This is a genomic window from Sphingobacterium pedocola, from assembly GCF_015209965.1.
Classification (GTDB): Bacteria; Bacteroidota; Bacteroidia; order Sphingobacteriales; family Sphingobacteriaceae; genus Sphingobacterium; species Sphingobacterium pedocola.
Window position 1 is genome coordinate 1,378,739 of the sequence record NZ_MU158690.1, and the last position, 14,031, is coordinate 1,392,769.

The 14,031-nt window shown below is 40.7% G+C and carries 12 protein-coding genes; all 12 read left to right on the forward strand.

What is annotated here, in order from left to right; translation table 11 throughout:
• Positions 1-109 precede the first annotated feature (109 nt).
• The 12 genes from mraZ to ftsA are packed head-to-tail and all read left to right on the forward strand — an operon-like array spanning position 110 to position 14,021.
• Positions 110-583, forward strand: a complete 474-nt coding sequence (mraZ, locus tag C4F40_RS15715; protein WP_196940324.1) for a division/cell wall cluster transcriptional repressor MraZ — start codon at positions 110-112, stop codon at positions 581-583.
• A complete protein-coding gene (gene rsmH, locus C4F40_RS15720) occupies positions 576-1,496 on the forward strand; it encodes a 16S rRNA (cytosine(1402)-N(4))-methyltransferase RsmH (protein ID WP_196940325.1) in 921 nt (306 codons plus the stop codon). Before mraZ ends, rsmH begins: the two co-directional genes overlap by 8 nt.
• 5 nt (positions 1,497-1,501) lie before the next feature.
• Positions 1,502-1,912 (forward strand): FtsL-like putative cell division protein, encoded by a 411-nt coding sequence (locus tag C4F40_RS15725; protein WP_196940326.1) that lies wholly within the window; start codon positions 1,502-1,504, stop codon positions 1,910-1,912.
• Positions 1,913-1,936: 24 nt separating this feature from the next.
• Positions 1,937-4,063, forward strand: coding sequence for a penicillin-binding protein (locus C4F40_RS15730; protein WP_196940327.1), 2,127 nt, complete (start codon positions 1,937-1,939; stop codon positions 4,061-4,063).
• Between the two features lies 1 nt (position 4,064).
• Entirely contained in the window at positions 4,065-5,516 is a 1,452-nt protein-coding gene (locus C4F40_RS15735; protein WP_196940328.1) for a UDP-N-acetylmuramoyl-L-alanyl-D-glutamate--2,6-diaminopimelate ligase, read from the forward strand.
• 10 nt (positions 5,517-5,526) lie between these two features.
• The gene (mraY, locus tag C4F40_RS15740; RefSeq protein WP_196940329.1) at positions 5,527-6,771 is read left to right on the forward strand and encodes a phospho-N-acetylmuramoyl-pentapeptide-transferase; all 1,245 of its coding nucleotides are present in this window, start codon (positions 5,527-5,529) and stop codon (positions 6,769-6,771) included.
• A gap of 1 nt (position 6,772) precedes the next feature.
• Positions 6,773-8,146: a UDP-N-acetylmuramoyl-L-alanine--D-glutamate ligase gene (murD, locus tag C4F40_RS15745; protein ID WP_196940330.1), complete on the forward strand. Its 1,374-nt coding sequence runs from the start codon at positions 6,773-6,775 to the stop codon at positions 8,144-8,146.
• A gap of 10 nt (positions 8,147-8,156) precedes the next feature.
• Entirely contained in the window at positions 8,157-9,350 is a 1,194-nt protein-coding gene (locus C4F40_RS15750) for an FtsW/RodA/SpoVE family cell cycle protein (RefSeq protein WP_196940331.1), read from the forward strand.
• 6 nt (positions 9,351-9,356) lie between these two features.
• Positions 9,357-10,454: an undecaprenyldiphospho-muramoylpentapeptide beta-N-acetylglucosaminyltransferase gene (gene murG / locus C4F40_RS15755; protein WP_196940332.1), complete on the forward strand. Its 1,098-nt coding sequence runs from the start codon at positions 9,357-9,359 to the stop codon at positions 10,452-10,454.
• Between the two features lie 3 nt (positions 10,455-10,457).
• Positions 10,458-11,813: a UDP-N-acetylmuramate--L-alanine ligase gene (gene murC, locus C4F40_RS15760; RefSeq protein ID WP_196940333.1), complete on the forward strand. Its 1,356-nt coding sequence runs from the start codon at positions 10,458-10,460 to the stop codon at positions 11,811-11,813.
• Positions 11,806-12,633 (forward strand): cell division protein FtsQ, encoded by an 828-nt coding sequence (locus C4F40_RS15765; RefSeq protein ID WP_196940334.1) that lies wholly within the window; start codon positions 11,806-11,808, stop codon positions 12,631-12,633. The genes murC and C4F40_RS15765 overlap by 8 nt, the downstream gene beginning before the upstream one ends.
• Before the next feature lie 23 nt (positions 12,634-12,656).
• Positions 12,657-14,021 carry a cell division protein FtsA gene (gene ftsA, locus C4F40_RS15770; protein WP_196940335.1) on the forward strand — a complete coding sequence of 455 codons (1,365 nt, stop codon included), beginning with the start codon at positions 12,657-12,659 and terminating at the stop codon, positions 14,019-14,021.
• Positions 14,022-14,031: the final 10 nt, after the last annotated feature.

Below are 14,031 nucleotides of genomic sequence, written 5' to 3' on the forward strand. Positions count from 1 at the left end.
CGAAATATAGTATCTTCTCTATGTGGAAAACTTTTTTGTGGGAGATTGTGGGGGAAAGTGGGGGAAAGTGTATACTTTTACATTATAATTTAATTACGACAGGTAGCCCATGATTCAACTTATCGGAGAATTCGAATGTAAGTTGGACGCCAAAGGAAGGTTGGTAGTCCCTGCCGCTCTCAAAAGGCAATTGCCTGACGTCGAGCGCGAGGGGCTTATTGTGAATAGAGGATTTGAGAAAAACTTGGTGATTTACACACGTGAGGAATGGGATAAACAGGCCGGAAAAATTTCTAAGTTGAATACATTCAACGCTAAGAATAGAGAATTTGTGCGTCAATTCATGCGTGGAGCTACTATTCTCAATTTAGATTCTGCCGGTAGGGTGCTGCTGCCAAAAGTGTTGCTTGACTATGCGAAGATAGAGGGAGACATTGTATTGGCATGTCAGTTTGATAAAATAGAGGTGTGGCCCAAGGGAGTTTATGACGTAATGATGAATGGTGGGGTGGATGACGATTTTGCATCACTGGCTGAGGAAGTGATGGGTGGTTTTGATTTTGGAGGAGCTATAGATGGCTAGAGAAGAAGTCTATCATATACCGGTAATGCTTCAGGAGTGTATTGAAGCATTGGATATCAAGCCGGATGGCGTGTACATAGATGTTACATTTGGCGGTGGCGGTCACTCCCGTGAAATTATGAAACACTTAGGCGGGCAAGGTAGACTGATTGCTTTTGATCAGGATCCTGATGCGTTAAATAATATTATTGAAGACGATCGTTTTTCGCTGATTCATCAGAATTTCAAATTCATGAAAAATAACCTGCGTCTTGCGGGTGTAAGACAAGTGGACGGTATATTGGCTGACTTAGGCGTTTCTTCTCATCAGTTTGACGATGCGGAAAGGGGGTTTTCTATTCGGTTTGATGCAGATTTGGATATGCGCATGGATCAGGTTTCCGATTTGGATGCAAAAAAGGTGTTGAATACGTATTCGGAGGAAGATTTGCATCGGATTTTTGGCATGTATGGCGAGGTGCAAAATGCGCGGTCTTTGGCTAAAACAATAGTTACTGCTCGTCTCACACAGCAAATCGAAACCGTAGCGGGTTTGAAAGAGGTGATTAGAAGATTGGTGCCGAAAGGAAAGGAACATAAATATCATGCGCAGGTTTTTCAGGCTTTACGTATTGAGGTGAACAGGGAGTTGGAGGCTTTGCAGGAGTTTTTAATGCAAACAGTGTCTCTGCTTAAACCTGGGGGGCGACTGGTGGTCATGTCTTATCATTCCTTAGAAGATCGGTTGGTTAAAAATTTTATGCTCAAAGGTAAGTTTAGGGGAGAGGTGGAAAAGGATTTCTTTGGGAATGAAATAAAACCCTTTCAGGTTGTTAGTCGTAAAGCGGTAACGGCAGGAATTCAGGAATTGGAATTGAATAATCGCTCACGTAGTGCAAAATTGAGAGTAGCAGAAAAAATTGAACAATCCTAGATCGTATGTCTAGAAAGAATACAATAAAAAATAAGGAATTAAGTGAGGATATCCAAGAGGAGTTGTCCGATGCAGTCGAAGAAAAAGTAGAGGAAACTCAAAATTTTCTTCGTTCTATTTTTGCGCCTAAACAGCTTTCAATGTATTTGGTGACGAAGAATCTTCCTTTTATTGCATTCTTAGCCTTTTTGGGATTGCTTTATATTTCTAATCGACATTTGGCGGAGCGAACGGTACGGCAGATAGATCGATTGGGTAGGGAGGTGAAGGAGCTAAGTTGGGATTATAAGTCCTTGTCTGCTGAGTTGATGAAATTGACGACGCAGTCAGAAATAGCCAAAAGGGCGGATACATTGGGGTTAAAGGAGAGAACGCAGCCGCCTATTAAACTTGAGATAGTAAAAGAGAAGAAGTAACACGATTAAGATTAAAAGCAAATAATGAATATTAGGAAATCCATATTGGTGAGGGTATACCTGGCGTTCGGGCTGATGGTCTTTGGTGCCTTGGCAGTTTTTGCTAAACTTGTTCATCTGCAGTATATTGATGGAGGTGAATGGCGTGCAATAGCAGATAGCTTGACTATACAGGAGCGTGTCGTGGAGGCAGCCCGAGGGAATATTTATTCTAACGACGGCAGTTTATTGGCGACTTCTGTTCCGGAATATGAGATACGCTTCGATGCAATGGCGATTCCGGTTGAACGTAGCGATGTTTTTAATTCTAAAGTTGATTCTTTGGCAAGCAGCCTTGCTAGATTTTTTAAAGATAAATCAGCAAGACAATATTTGGTGACATTAAAAGATGCTCGTGCGAAAAAGCAGCGGTACGTGTTGATAAAACGAAATGTTTCGCATCAGGATCTTAAGGAATTGAAACAATTTCCGTTGTTGAAAACCTTTAAGGAAGGGAAATCGCGCTTCTCCAGTGGTCTGGTTACTGTCCGTCAGAATAAACGGATTCTTCCGTTTACTAATTTAGCTGCCCGAACGATCGGATATAAAAATGCTAAAGGAATAGATACTGTTCTTGTAGGTCTGGAAGGAGCGTACGGGAATTATATAGACGGGAAAAGTGGTGCTCAGATGATGCAGCGTATTGCTGGCGGAGTGTGGGTTCCTTTGAATCGTGAAATTGAAGTGGCTCCGGTCGACGGTTCGGATATCATTGCGACTATTGATGTCAATATGCAGGATATGGCGCAACGCGCATTGGAAAAGCAATTGAAAATCAGTAATGCTGACAATGGTTGTGTGGTACTGATGGAAGTTGCAACGGGAGAAGTACGTGCTATAGCAAATTTTACAAAAGATACCGATGGGGAATACCGCGAGAAATTTAACTATGCAATAGCACAGGGTGCGGACCCTGGGTCCACATTCAAATTAGCCTCCTATCTGGCTGCGCTGGATGATGGGTTGATAGATACCAATACAATCGTGGATGTTGGGAATGGAACGTATAAGGTGCCTTCTCATACGATCCGAGACTCACATGCTCCTAAAAAATCTAAGATGACCGCGAAAGAGGCCTTTGAGGAATCTTCGAATGTCGGTATTACAAAATTGATACATACACACTATGGAAGTAATCCTGCAAAATTTACGGCCAAATTGCATAAGTGGGGTTTGCATCAACCTTTGGGACTGCAAATTCCCGGTGAGGGGATTCCTATTGTAAAGACTCCCGAAAATAGAAGCTGGAGTAAACTGTCTTTAATACAGATGGCGTATGGCTACGAGCTGAAGTTAACACCTTTGCAAACTTTAGTGTTATATAATGCAGTAGCCAACGACGGTGAAATGGTTGCACCGTTATTTGTTAAAGAAATTCGTCATTTAGGCAATACCGTGCAGAAATTTAATGCCCGCGTCATCAATAAGCAGATCGCTTCCGACGAAGCAATTCGAAAAATGCAGGAAATGTTGGAAGGGGTGATGATAGAAGGTACGGGCAAAAGATTGGCTAGCCCTTTATATACCTCCGCAGGGAAGACGGGCACGGCTCAGATGGCAGATGGCGCCAAAGGATATGGCGCCCGACGTTACCAATCTTCATTTGCGGGATATTTTCCAGCAGATAAGCCTAAATATTCCATAATCGTGGTGATTCGTAATCCTCGTAATGGGTATTATGGAGGGTCTGTAGCGGGGCCTGTATTCAAGGAATTGGCCGATATGGTTTTTGCTAATGATTTATCGCTTCATGGTACGTTTGCTACTCGTAAAGTAAATGTAGCTGGTTCAAAAATACCTTTGACACTGAAGGGCTCCAAAGAGGCTTCAGTAAAGGTGTACGAGGCTTTGGGTATAAAGTCAATTAATTGGAGTACAATTTCACAAAATACAGGAGATACATCGTTAAGAGGTATCCCATTTTCGGAGGTGTCTGTTCAGGAAGGTGTAGTGCCCAACGTGGTAGGCATGGGGTTGTCTGATGCATTGTATACAATGGAAAATGCAGGTTTTAAAACGCAGATATATGGAAAAGGGAAGGTGATAAGCCAATCTTTGATACCGGGTGAAAAATTAAAATTGGGTAGAAACGTAGCAATTCAATTGCATTAATATGATACTGAAAGAATTATTACATGCTATTCCTGTTGTTCAGGTTGTCGGTTCACTAGAGGTGGAAGTGGCATCGGTATGTTTTGATTCGCGTAAGGTCGAAAAAAACACATTATTCGTTGCGATAAGGGGAGTCCAAACGGATGGACATCTCTACGTGGGTAAAGCGATTGCCTTAAGTGCTTCTGCTGTATTAGTCGAGCAACTTCCGCAGCAGATGGATGATAATACGACCTATGTAGTTGTAGGGGATACATCGTACGCGTTAGGGATTGCAGCCTCTAATTATTACGGTAACCCATCGCAGGAGCTGAAGCTTGTGGGAATTACAGGTACAAATGGCAAAACGACTGTCGCAACATTGCTATTTAATCTTTTTCGGCAGTTGGGGTATCATGTTGGTCTTCTGTCGACCGTGGAGAATAAAATCGGAGATCGCATTATTCCAGCAACCCATACGACACCAGATCCAGTGGCTTTGAACAAGTTGCTATCTGATATGGTGGATGAAGGTTGTGATTACTGCTTCATGGAAGTGAGCTCACACGCTATTGTGCAGCAACGTATTGCCGGCTTGAGATTTGCTGGGGGGCTTTTTACAAATATTACACATGATCATCTTGATTTTCATGGCAGTTTTGACAAATATATTAAAGCAAAAAAGAAGTTTTTTGATGATTTAGATCGTTATGCCTTTGCATTGACTAATACCGATGATAAAAACGGGCAAGTGATGCTTCAAAATACTTTTGCACATAAAAAAACATATGGTTTGCATCAGGTAGCGGATTTCAAAGCGAGGGTGATAGAAAGTCATTTTGATGGGATGTTATTACAAATTGATTCGCATGAGGTGTGGGTGAAATTGGTAGGTGGATTTAATGCATATAATCTCTTGGCTGTATACGGTGCTGCTGTTTTATTGGAACAAGAAACGTTGAAAATCTTAACGGCTATTAGTGAAATTACGGGAGCCCAGGGTAGATTTGAAACTGTTCGTTCTAAAAATGGAATTGTTGGTATAGTGGATTATGCGCACACGCCCGATGCAGTCGAAAATGTATTGACTACAATAAAAGATTTAAAGGTTGTTGGTCAGCAAATAATTACTGTGTTGGGGTGTGGCGGAGACCGTGATAAAACTAAGCGCCCCGAAATGGCGAGGGTAGCGCTGAAGTACAGTGATAAAGTCATCATCACTTCAGATAATCCGCGCACCGAAGATCCTTTGACTATTATCAAAGATATGGAGGCTGGGATTCCGGCTGAAAAGAAAAAGAATGTATTTACAATTTCTGATCGAAGAGAGGCAATTCGCGCGGCTTGTCACATAGCTTCTGCTGGAGATATTGTCTTGATAGCAGGAAAAGGACATGAAAAATATCAGGAAGTTAGCGGTGTAAGACATCATTTTGATGACAAAGAAGAATTAGAAAAAACATTTAACGAATAATAATAAGTCGATGTTATATTATTTATTTACTTGGTTACAAGATCATTTACATATTCCGGGATCGGGCTTGTTTCAATACATTTCCTTCCGGACGGCAATGACCGTTATTGTTTCGTTGATTATAACGACGGTCTTTGGTAGTCGATTGATTCGTTTGTTGCATCGGAAACAGGTTGGTGAAACTATTCGCGACCTAGGATTAGAGGGTGAAGAAAAGAAGCGGGGCACCCCGACGATGGGTGGTTTGATTATTATAGCTGGTATTCTTATACCAACATTGTTGTTTGCCAAACTGGATAATATTTATGTAATTATTATGATTGTTACGACGATTTGGATGGGAGCGATAGGTTTCTTGGACGACTATATTAAAGTGTTTCGCAAGAATAAAGAGGGCTTAGCTGGACGATTTAAAGTAATCGGACAAGTTGGCTTGGGTACGATCATTGCCATCACGATGTATTTCCATCCGGATATTGTAGTTCGTGAGCAGGTGACAAATCCAACGTCTTCGAAACCAGTTGAAGTAGTCATTAACCCGCAGACTGGCGAAAGCACGTACGCAGAGAATGTGAAGTCCACGAAGACGAATATCCCTTTTTATAAGAATAATGAATTTGATTACGCTAAAGTCTTAGATAGTTTTGGATTGAACAGCACCTTGGCTACATTTCTTGTGTTTTTGGTTTTTGTGGTCTTCATTGTGACTGCTGTCTCTAATGGCGCTAATATTACGGATGGAATAGATGGATTAGCTACAGGTACCTCGGCCATTGTGGGTATTACACTCGCAATCTTGGCTTACGTATCAGGTAACATTATCTTTTCCGAATATCTCAATATTATGTATATTCCTAATTCAGGTGAACTTGTGATTTTTGCAGGGGCGTTTATAGGTGCGTGTACGGGATTCTTGTGGTATAATGCTTACCCAGCTCAGGTATTTATGGGAGATACTGGTTCATTGACGATTGGCGGCATCATCGCTGCGTTTGCTATTCTCATTCGCAAGGAATTATTGATACCGATTTTGTGCGGTATTTTCTTAATTGAATTGGTGTCCGTTATTTTACAGGTGTCATATTTTAAATATACCAAAAATAAGTTTGGTGAAGGTAGGCGGATTTTTTTGATGTCACCTTTGCACCATCATTACCAGAAGAGAGGGTATCACGAAGCTAAGATCGTGACGCGATTCGTTATCGTGAGTGTGTTTTTAGCAATTTTAACAATAGTAACATTGAAAGTAAGATAGGATGGCAAATATCGCACATACTTATTACCCACAAACTGGTCGCTTAGTAGTTCTCGGCGCAGGCGAGAGTGGTGTAGGTGCTGCTATACTAGGCAAGGATAAAGGCTTTGACGTATTTGTTTCTGATATCGGGAGTATCAGCAACGGATATAAAGAAATTTTAAAAAAAGAAGCTATCGCATTTGAGAGTGGTAAGCATACTAACCAGCAGATATTAAATGCAGATCTTGTAGTCAAAAGTCCAGGTATCCCGGGAAACACGCCGCTTATCCAACAATTAAGAGAGCAGGGGATCTCTGTAATCTCGGAAATTGAATTTGCTGCGCAGTATACGAACGCTAGGTTGATCTGTATCACAGGTTCTAATGGCAAATCTACCACTACGATGTTGACGTATTATATGTTGCAGAAAGGTGGGGCAAATGTCGGCTTGGCAGGAAACATTGGAAAGAGCTTTGCTTTTCAAGTGGCACGAGAAAACTTTGATGTGTATGTATTGGAGGTTTCAAGCTTTATGCTGGATGATATGTATCACTTCCGAGCAGACGTGGCTGTAATTTTGAATATCACGCCGGATCATCTAGATCGATACGATTATAAGTTGGAAAACTACGTGAATTCTAAATTTCGTATGATTCAAAACCAGACGGAGCAAGATTATTTTATCTATTGCGCTGATGACGAGGAGACCATGAAAGCTTTATCTCGTTTTGAAAGCAAAGCGATTTTAATCCCCATAACACAAGAGAAAGAGATCGTCCAAGGAGCATATTTGGACCGGGACAATACTATAATAATTCACATACCTAATAGAGAAATATTTACGATGAATATTGAAGAGTTATCATTACAAGGAAAGCACAACGTCTACAATAACATGGCGTCTGGATTGATTGCGAAAGTACAGGAGCTGCGTAATCAGACAATGAAGGAGAGTATGGGCTCGTATGTCAATATTCCACATCGATTAGAACATGTTGCATATATAGGTGGTGTAAATTACATTAATGATTCAAAGGCGACAAATGTAAATTCGGTATGGTATGCGCTGGAGAGTTTTTCAACAGATATTGTTTTGATTTTAGGTGGGGTCGATAAAGGAAACGATTACGATATGCTTCGAGATTTGGTAAAGCAAAAAGTAAAAGCCATTATCTGCATAGGAAAAGACACCTCGCGTATCCACGATGCTTTTGAAGAGGAGGCCGAAGTAATTGTAAATAGCGCATCTATGGGAGATGCTGTTGAGATTGCGTCGCATCTAGCTAAAAAAGGTGATACCGTATTGCTGTCGCCGGCTTGTGCAAGTTTTGATTGGTTTAAAAATTACGAAGAAAGAGGTGATAAGTTTAAGGAAGCGGTAATGGCCTTGTAAAATAGATAGTATGGAACATGTATTGTCAAGATTAAAGGGAGACAAATGGATTTGGATCATCGTGATTATTTTATCAGGATGGTCTTTGCTTGCCGTTTACAGTTCGGTAGGTACGCTTGCTTATAAAGAAGGCAAAGGTACAGAATTGTATTTGTTTAAGCATTTTTCTATTATCGCTTTGGGGCTGGTATTGATGTTCTTGTCTCATAAATTAGATTACAGGTATTATGCAGGTATTTCAAAACTTTTAATGGCAATCACTATTCCATTATTACTTTATACACTGGTGTTTGGAAACAAAGTAAACGATGCTGCCCGTTGGGTTACGATTCCTGTAATCAATCAGACGTTTCAAACGTCCGATTTGGCGAAACTGGCATTAATTACCTTTTTGGCAAGGATGCTTTCGCGAAAGCAGGAGGAAATTAAGGATGTAAAGAAGTCTTTTCTTCCGATCATGGGAGCGGTGTGTTTAGTATTTGTCTTGATTGCTTGGGCTAATCTATCGACTGCTGTCATGTTGTTCGGAGTTAGCGTGCTTTTACTTTTAATTGGTCGTATCAGCTTTAAGCAAATTGCCTTGGTTTCTTTGGGGGTGGGCTTACTAGGTATATTAGTGATTTCGATAGGTCCGCGTAGAGCAACCTATTTTAGTCGCATCAAAGGATTTTTTGAAACGGAAGAAGTAACGACCTCCAATGTTCCTTTTCAAGAGGATAAAAATTATCAAGCAAATAATTCAAAAATTGCAATTGCTACGGGTGGTTTATTTGGAAAAGGTCCTGGCAACAGTGTACAGCGAAATGTGCTTCCGCACCCCTACTCAGATTTTATTTTCGCCATTATCATCGAAGAATACGGAACTATTGGCGGTGTAATATTGTTATTTCTCTACTTGGCTTTAATGTATCGCTGTATACGTATCGTGACGCTCAGTCCACGAGCCTTTGGGGCTTTTTTGGCTGCCGGGTTAGGATTCAGCCTGACAATACAGGCGTTGGCAAATATGGCGGTCGCGGTAGGATTGGGACCTGTTACTGGAGTTCCGTTGCCATTGGTGAGCATGGGGGGAACGTCGATTCTGTTTACGAGTGTAGCGTTGGGGATTATTCTTTCTGTAAGTAGAAATATAGAAGAGTTAAAACATAAGCAGGAGCTGGATGAGACTCCAAAACAAAAAAAAATAATCGTAGGTACAGTATAATTTAGTATGACGCACAAAGTAATCATAAGTGGTGGTGGCACGGGAGGACACATCTTCCCTGCGATAGCGATTGCGAACGCATTACGCCGTGCCCAACCTGAGATTGAAATTCTATTTGTGGGTGCCGCGGGCAAGATGGAAATGGAAAAAGTTCCTGCTGCAGGATATAAAATAATTGGATTAGATATTCAAGGGATTAATAGACAGTCGTTATTGAAAAATATATCTTTACCATTTAAAATGATAAAAAGTTTATGGAAATCTAGGCAGATCATTCATGAGTTTGGTGCCGAAGTAGCAGTCGGAGTTGGAGGGTACGCTTCCGGTCCTTTGTTAATGATGGCAAACTATATTGGTATTCCGACGCTTATTCAGGAGCAAAATTCTTTTGCAGGTAAGACCAATAAAAATTTGGGCAAGAGGGCAAAAAAAATATGCGTGGCCTATGAGGGAATGGATAAGTTCTTCCCCGAAGGAAATGTACTGTTAACCGGGAATCCAATCCGAAGGACCTCTGTAAATATTTCTGGTAAGTACAGCGAGGCGATCACTTCGTTTGGATTAGAAGAAGGTAAGAGAACCATTTTGGTTACCGGGGGAAGTTTGGGCGCGAATACGTTAAACGAATGCATAAAAGGATCATTAGATAAACTGATTCAGGCAAATGTGCAGGTGATCTGGCAATGTGGCGGTTATTATTTCGAAAAACTAGAAAGGGAACTAAAAGGTACGTTGCCGGCCAATATTAAATTGTTGCCGTTTTTGCAGCGAATGGATTATGCTTATGCAGCGGCAGATCTGATTATTGCAAGGGCGGGGGCAGGGACCATTTCGGAATTATGTGTAATTGGTAAACCTGTTATATTGGTTCCTTCGCCGAATGTAGCAGAAGATCACCAAACAAAAAATGCGATTTCGTTGGTTGATAAAAAGGCGGCTATCATGGTGACCGATATGAGTGCGCGTATCCATTTGGTGAACGAAGCGCTTAAATTGATTCGCGATGAAGCCATATGTGTTGAACTCAGTGAAAATATTAAAAAATTAGCGTTACTCGATGCAGATGAGGTAATAGCAAACGAAGTTTTAAAATTGATAAACTAGGAAATGAATATTGATCAGGTAAAACAAGTTTTTTTAATTGGAATTGGTGGGATTGGAATGAGCGGCTTAGCGCGTTACTTCTATCACTTGGATTGTGCTGTTACAGGATACGATAAAACCGAAACCGACTTAACTTTAGCTTTGGTTAAAGAAGGGATTACTGTGTTTTACCAAGACGATGTTCATTTGATCCCGGAAATTTTCCAACATCCAGCTGCAGATTCATTGGTCATTTTTACACCCGCAGTTCCAAAGGATTTGAAAATTAAAAATTATTTTGTTGATAAGGGATTTGAACTGTACAAACGGTCAGAGGTATTGGGGTTTATCAGTGCGAGCCGTTTTACAATTGGTGTTGCAGGAACACATGGTAAGACGACGACTTCAACCATGATTGCTCATATATTAAAAGATTCAGGATACGATTGTTCTGCATTTTTAGGTGGGATTAGTTCAAATTACAATACAAATGTTTTATTCGGTGATAATAACGTAGTGGTTGTAGAAGCTGACGAATACGATCGGTCTTTTCTAACGTTACATCCGAACATCGCCGTGATAACCTCTGCCGATGCAGATCATTTAGATATTTATGGTGATGAGTCGCATTTGATTGATTCGTTCAAATTATTTCTAGATAGAGTAGTAGAAGATGGTAAAAGTATAGTAAAAGTAGGATTGCCTTTTGAGGGAGATATCAGCTACTCACTTGAAACCAAGGCCGACGCTTTTGCAGAAAATATACATGTAAATGATGGGGAATTTCATTTTGATTACATCAATGGAGATACGCGCGTTGAAAATATCCGTCTTGGAATATCGGGACTTCATAATGTTGAGAACGCCGTCGCTGCTATTACGGTCGCGATGTTGTTGGGTATTGATATGGAGAAAATTGTAACAGCTTTAGCTAATTTCAAAGGAGCGAAGCGTCGTTTTGAATACATCGTTCGCACATCTGCGCATGTGTATATTGACGACTATGCCCATCATCCGGAGGAATTGCGGGCTTTTTTAAATTCCATGCGTAAATTGTATCCTACGAAAAAGTTGACCGTTGTTTTTCAACCCCACCTTTTTACACGCACACGTGATTTCGTAAATGGCTTCGCAGAAGTATTGGGTATGGCAGATGAGCTTCTATTGATGGAGATCTATCCGGCAAGAGAGCTGCCGATCGATGGGGTAGACTCATCTTGGCTACTGAATAAGATAAAAATAGAGAATAAACGAGTGGTTACGGCTCAGGACGTATTGGACAGGGTAATGGCAGAAAAACCTGAACTGATCGTTACAATTGGAGCAGGAGACGTTGATCGTTTGGTAAAACCGTTGAAGGTTATTTTAGAGAATGAATAGAGTGAAAAATATACGCTGGAGCTTTATAGGCTATGGGATTCTCGGAGTTGCGGTTCTGGTTGGTCTGACCCTGCTTATGAGCTTGATTGCACGGAAGAGCAACGATCAGGTATGTATAGCGCTGCGTGTAATGATTGAAGGGAAAGAAACCTTTATCGATCAGCACGATATTTCAAACTTGATTAATGAGAAATATGGGAGGGTAGTGGGAAGGACTATTAAGGGTATTCCAGTCAATCAGATTGAAGAATCGTTAAAAGATCTTCCGTATGTATCTAATGCAGAAATTCATACGGACATGGATGGTGTTATGCAAGTTGCGGTGCAGCAGAGAGAAGTTGTATTACGGGTGATAAATAAAAATGGCCGTGAATTCTATATCGATAGAGAGGGTAAGAAAATTCCGGTTACCTTAAAGTATGTGCCGCATGTATTGGTGGCAAACGGAAATATATCGGAGAGTTATGGCAGGCCGTTGGATGATGTGCAGAGTAAGCTCGTAAGCGATCTGGTAAAAATCGTGGATCATATCAGAGGAGATGAGCTTTGGGAAAACCAGATTGTGCAATTATATGTAAATGCTGAAAATGATATTGAAATAGTGCCGCGGGTAGGTAATGAGGAGTTGATCATCGGAACGGCAGATTCGTTGGATTATAAATTGGACCGATTGAAGATTTACTACCGTGAGATTCTACCAAAAGTAGGAAACGATGCCTATGCGAGGGTGAACGTGAAATACGGGGATCAAATAATTTGTGAACGTAGAGGAGACTGGTTTATGGACAGTTTACAGATGAAAATAAATATGAAGAATTAACAATACAGCATAATATACAGCATATGAAACCAAGAATTACAGCAAATGAAAAAGAAAATCCAATTATTGTTGGATTGGATATCGGTACTACGAAAATCTGCGTGACCGTGGGTCGTCGCAGTGGAACAAACAAAATTGAGCTTTTGGGTGTAGGTAAAGCCGAGTCTGCGGGTGTGAACCGTGGAGTAGTAGCTAATATTCAAAAAACTGTTGGAAGTATCCGCGACGCCGTAGCAACTGCCGAGGGACAATCTAATGTGGATATTAAAGTGGTCAATGTTGGCATCGCCGGCCAGCACATCAAGAGCATTCAGCATCGTGGGATTTTGACAAAAGGTGACGATGATGAAATCGGTCGCTTAGACGTAGAACGTCTGATTTCGGATATGTACAAACTTGTTCTTCCTCCGGGAGAAGAGATCATTCATGTTCTTCCACAAGAATTTACCATTGATAATGAACCAGGTATTAAGGAGCCAATAGGTATGGCCGGACGTCGTATGGAAGCTAATTTTCATATCATTTCAGGTCGAGTTACTGATATCAAAAACATTAAGAAGTGTGTAGATAATTCTGACCTGGAAGTTTCTTCTTTGGTATTAGAGCCTCTAGCATCATCTGAAGCTGTATTGGATGAGGAGGAAAAAATGGCTGGAGTAGTTCTTGTTGATATCGGTGGGGGGACTACGGATGTAGCTATTTTCCATGAAGGGATTATTCGTCATACTGCTGTTATTCCACTGGGAGGAAATATTGTTACCGAAGATATACGTCAAGGATGTGCTGTCTTACGCAATCAAGCGGAACAATTAAAAGTGCGTTACGGCTCAGCGTTAGCGGATGAAAACAAAGATAACGAGGTAATTTGTGTACCGGGTATTCGCGGACGCGATTCTAAAGAAATCTCTGTTAAAAACCTGGCGTTCATCATTCAGGCGAGAATGGAAGAAATCATAGAGCATGTTTATTATGAAATTAAATCTTCGGGCTATGAAGATAAATTAATTGCTGGTATTGTTATTACAGGGGGGGGAGCACAGTTGAAACATTTGGTTCAGTTGGTAGAATATATTACAGGAATCGATTGCCGTATTGGATATCCAAATGAATATTTAGCCAAAACGGATATGTTGAATAAGCAATCTTTTGATGAGATGAAAAGTCCGATGTACGCTACAAGTATTGGCTTATTGATTAAGGGGATTCAGACAGTAGAAGAAGATGAGGCAACGCAGCAAGAAGTAGTATATAAAAATCCGGATAAATCAAAGGTGAAAGAGATTACGCAAACGACCAACAAAAAGGAAAGTTGGTTTACTAAAATTATCTCTGATTTCATCAAAGATGATTCTGGAATTGATGATGATTCGTTTATTGGAAAAAAATAATTTTCAACAT

Bases quoted from the DNA above. Each gene is read 5' to 3' on its own strand.
- rsmH (WP_196940325.1), top strand. From the start codon at position 576: ATGGCTAGAGAAGAAGTCTATCATATACCGGTAATGCTTCAGGAGTGT.
- C4F40_RS15730 (WP_196940327.1), top strand. From the start codon at position 1,937: ATGAATATTAGGAAATCCATATTGGTGAGGGTATACCTGGCGTTCGGG.
- C4F40_RS15735 (WP_196940328.1), top strand. From the start codon at position 4,065: ATGATACTGAAAGAATTATTACATGCTATTCCTGTTGTTCAGGTTGTC.
- mraZ (WP_196940324.1), top strand. From the start codon at position 110: ATGATTCAACTTATCGGAGAATTCGAATGTAAGTTGGACGCCAAAGGA.
- murD (WP_196940330.1), top strand. From the start codon at position 6,773: ATGGCAAATATCGCACATACTTATTACCCACAAACTGGTCGCTTAGTA.
- C4F40_RS15750 (WP_196940331.1), top strand. From the start codon at position 8,157: ATGGAACATGTATTGTCAAGATTAAAGGGAGACAAATGGATTTGGATC.
- murC (WP_196940333.1), top strand. From the start codon at position 10,458: ATGAATATTGATCAGGTAAAACAAGTTTTTTTAATTGGAATTGGTGGG.
- C4F40_RS15725 (WP_196940326.1), top strand. From the start codon at position 1,502: ATGTCTAGAAAGAATACAATAAAAAATAAGGAATTAAGTGAGGATATC.
- C4F40_RS15765 (WP_196940334.1), top strand. From the start codon at position 11,806: ATGAATAGAGTGAAAAATATACGCTGGAGCTTTATAGGCTATGGGATT.
- ftsA (WP_196940335.1), top strand. From the start codon at position 12,657: ATGAAACCAAGAATTACAGCAAATGAAAAAGAAAATCCAATTATTGTT.
- mraY (WP_196940329.1), top strand. From the start codon at position 5,527: ATGTTATATTATTTATTTACTTGGTTACAAGATCATTTACATATTCCG.
- murG (WP_196940332.1), top strand. From the start codon at position 9,357: ATGACGCACAAAGTAATCATAAGTGGTGGTGGCACGGGAGGACACATC.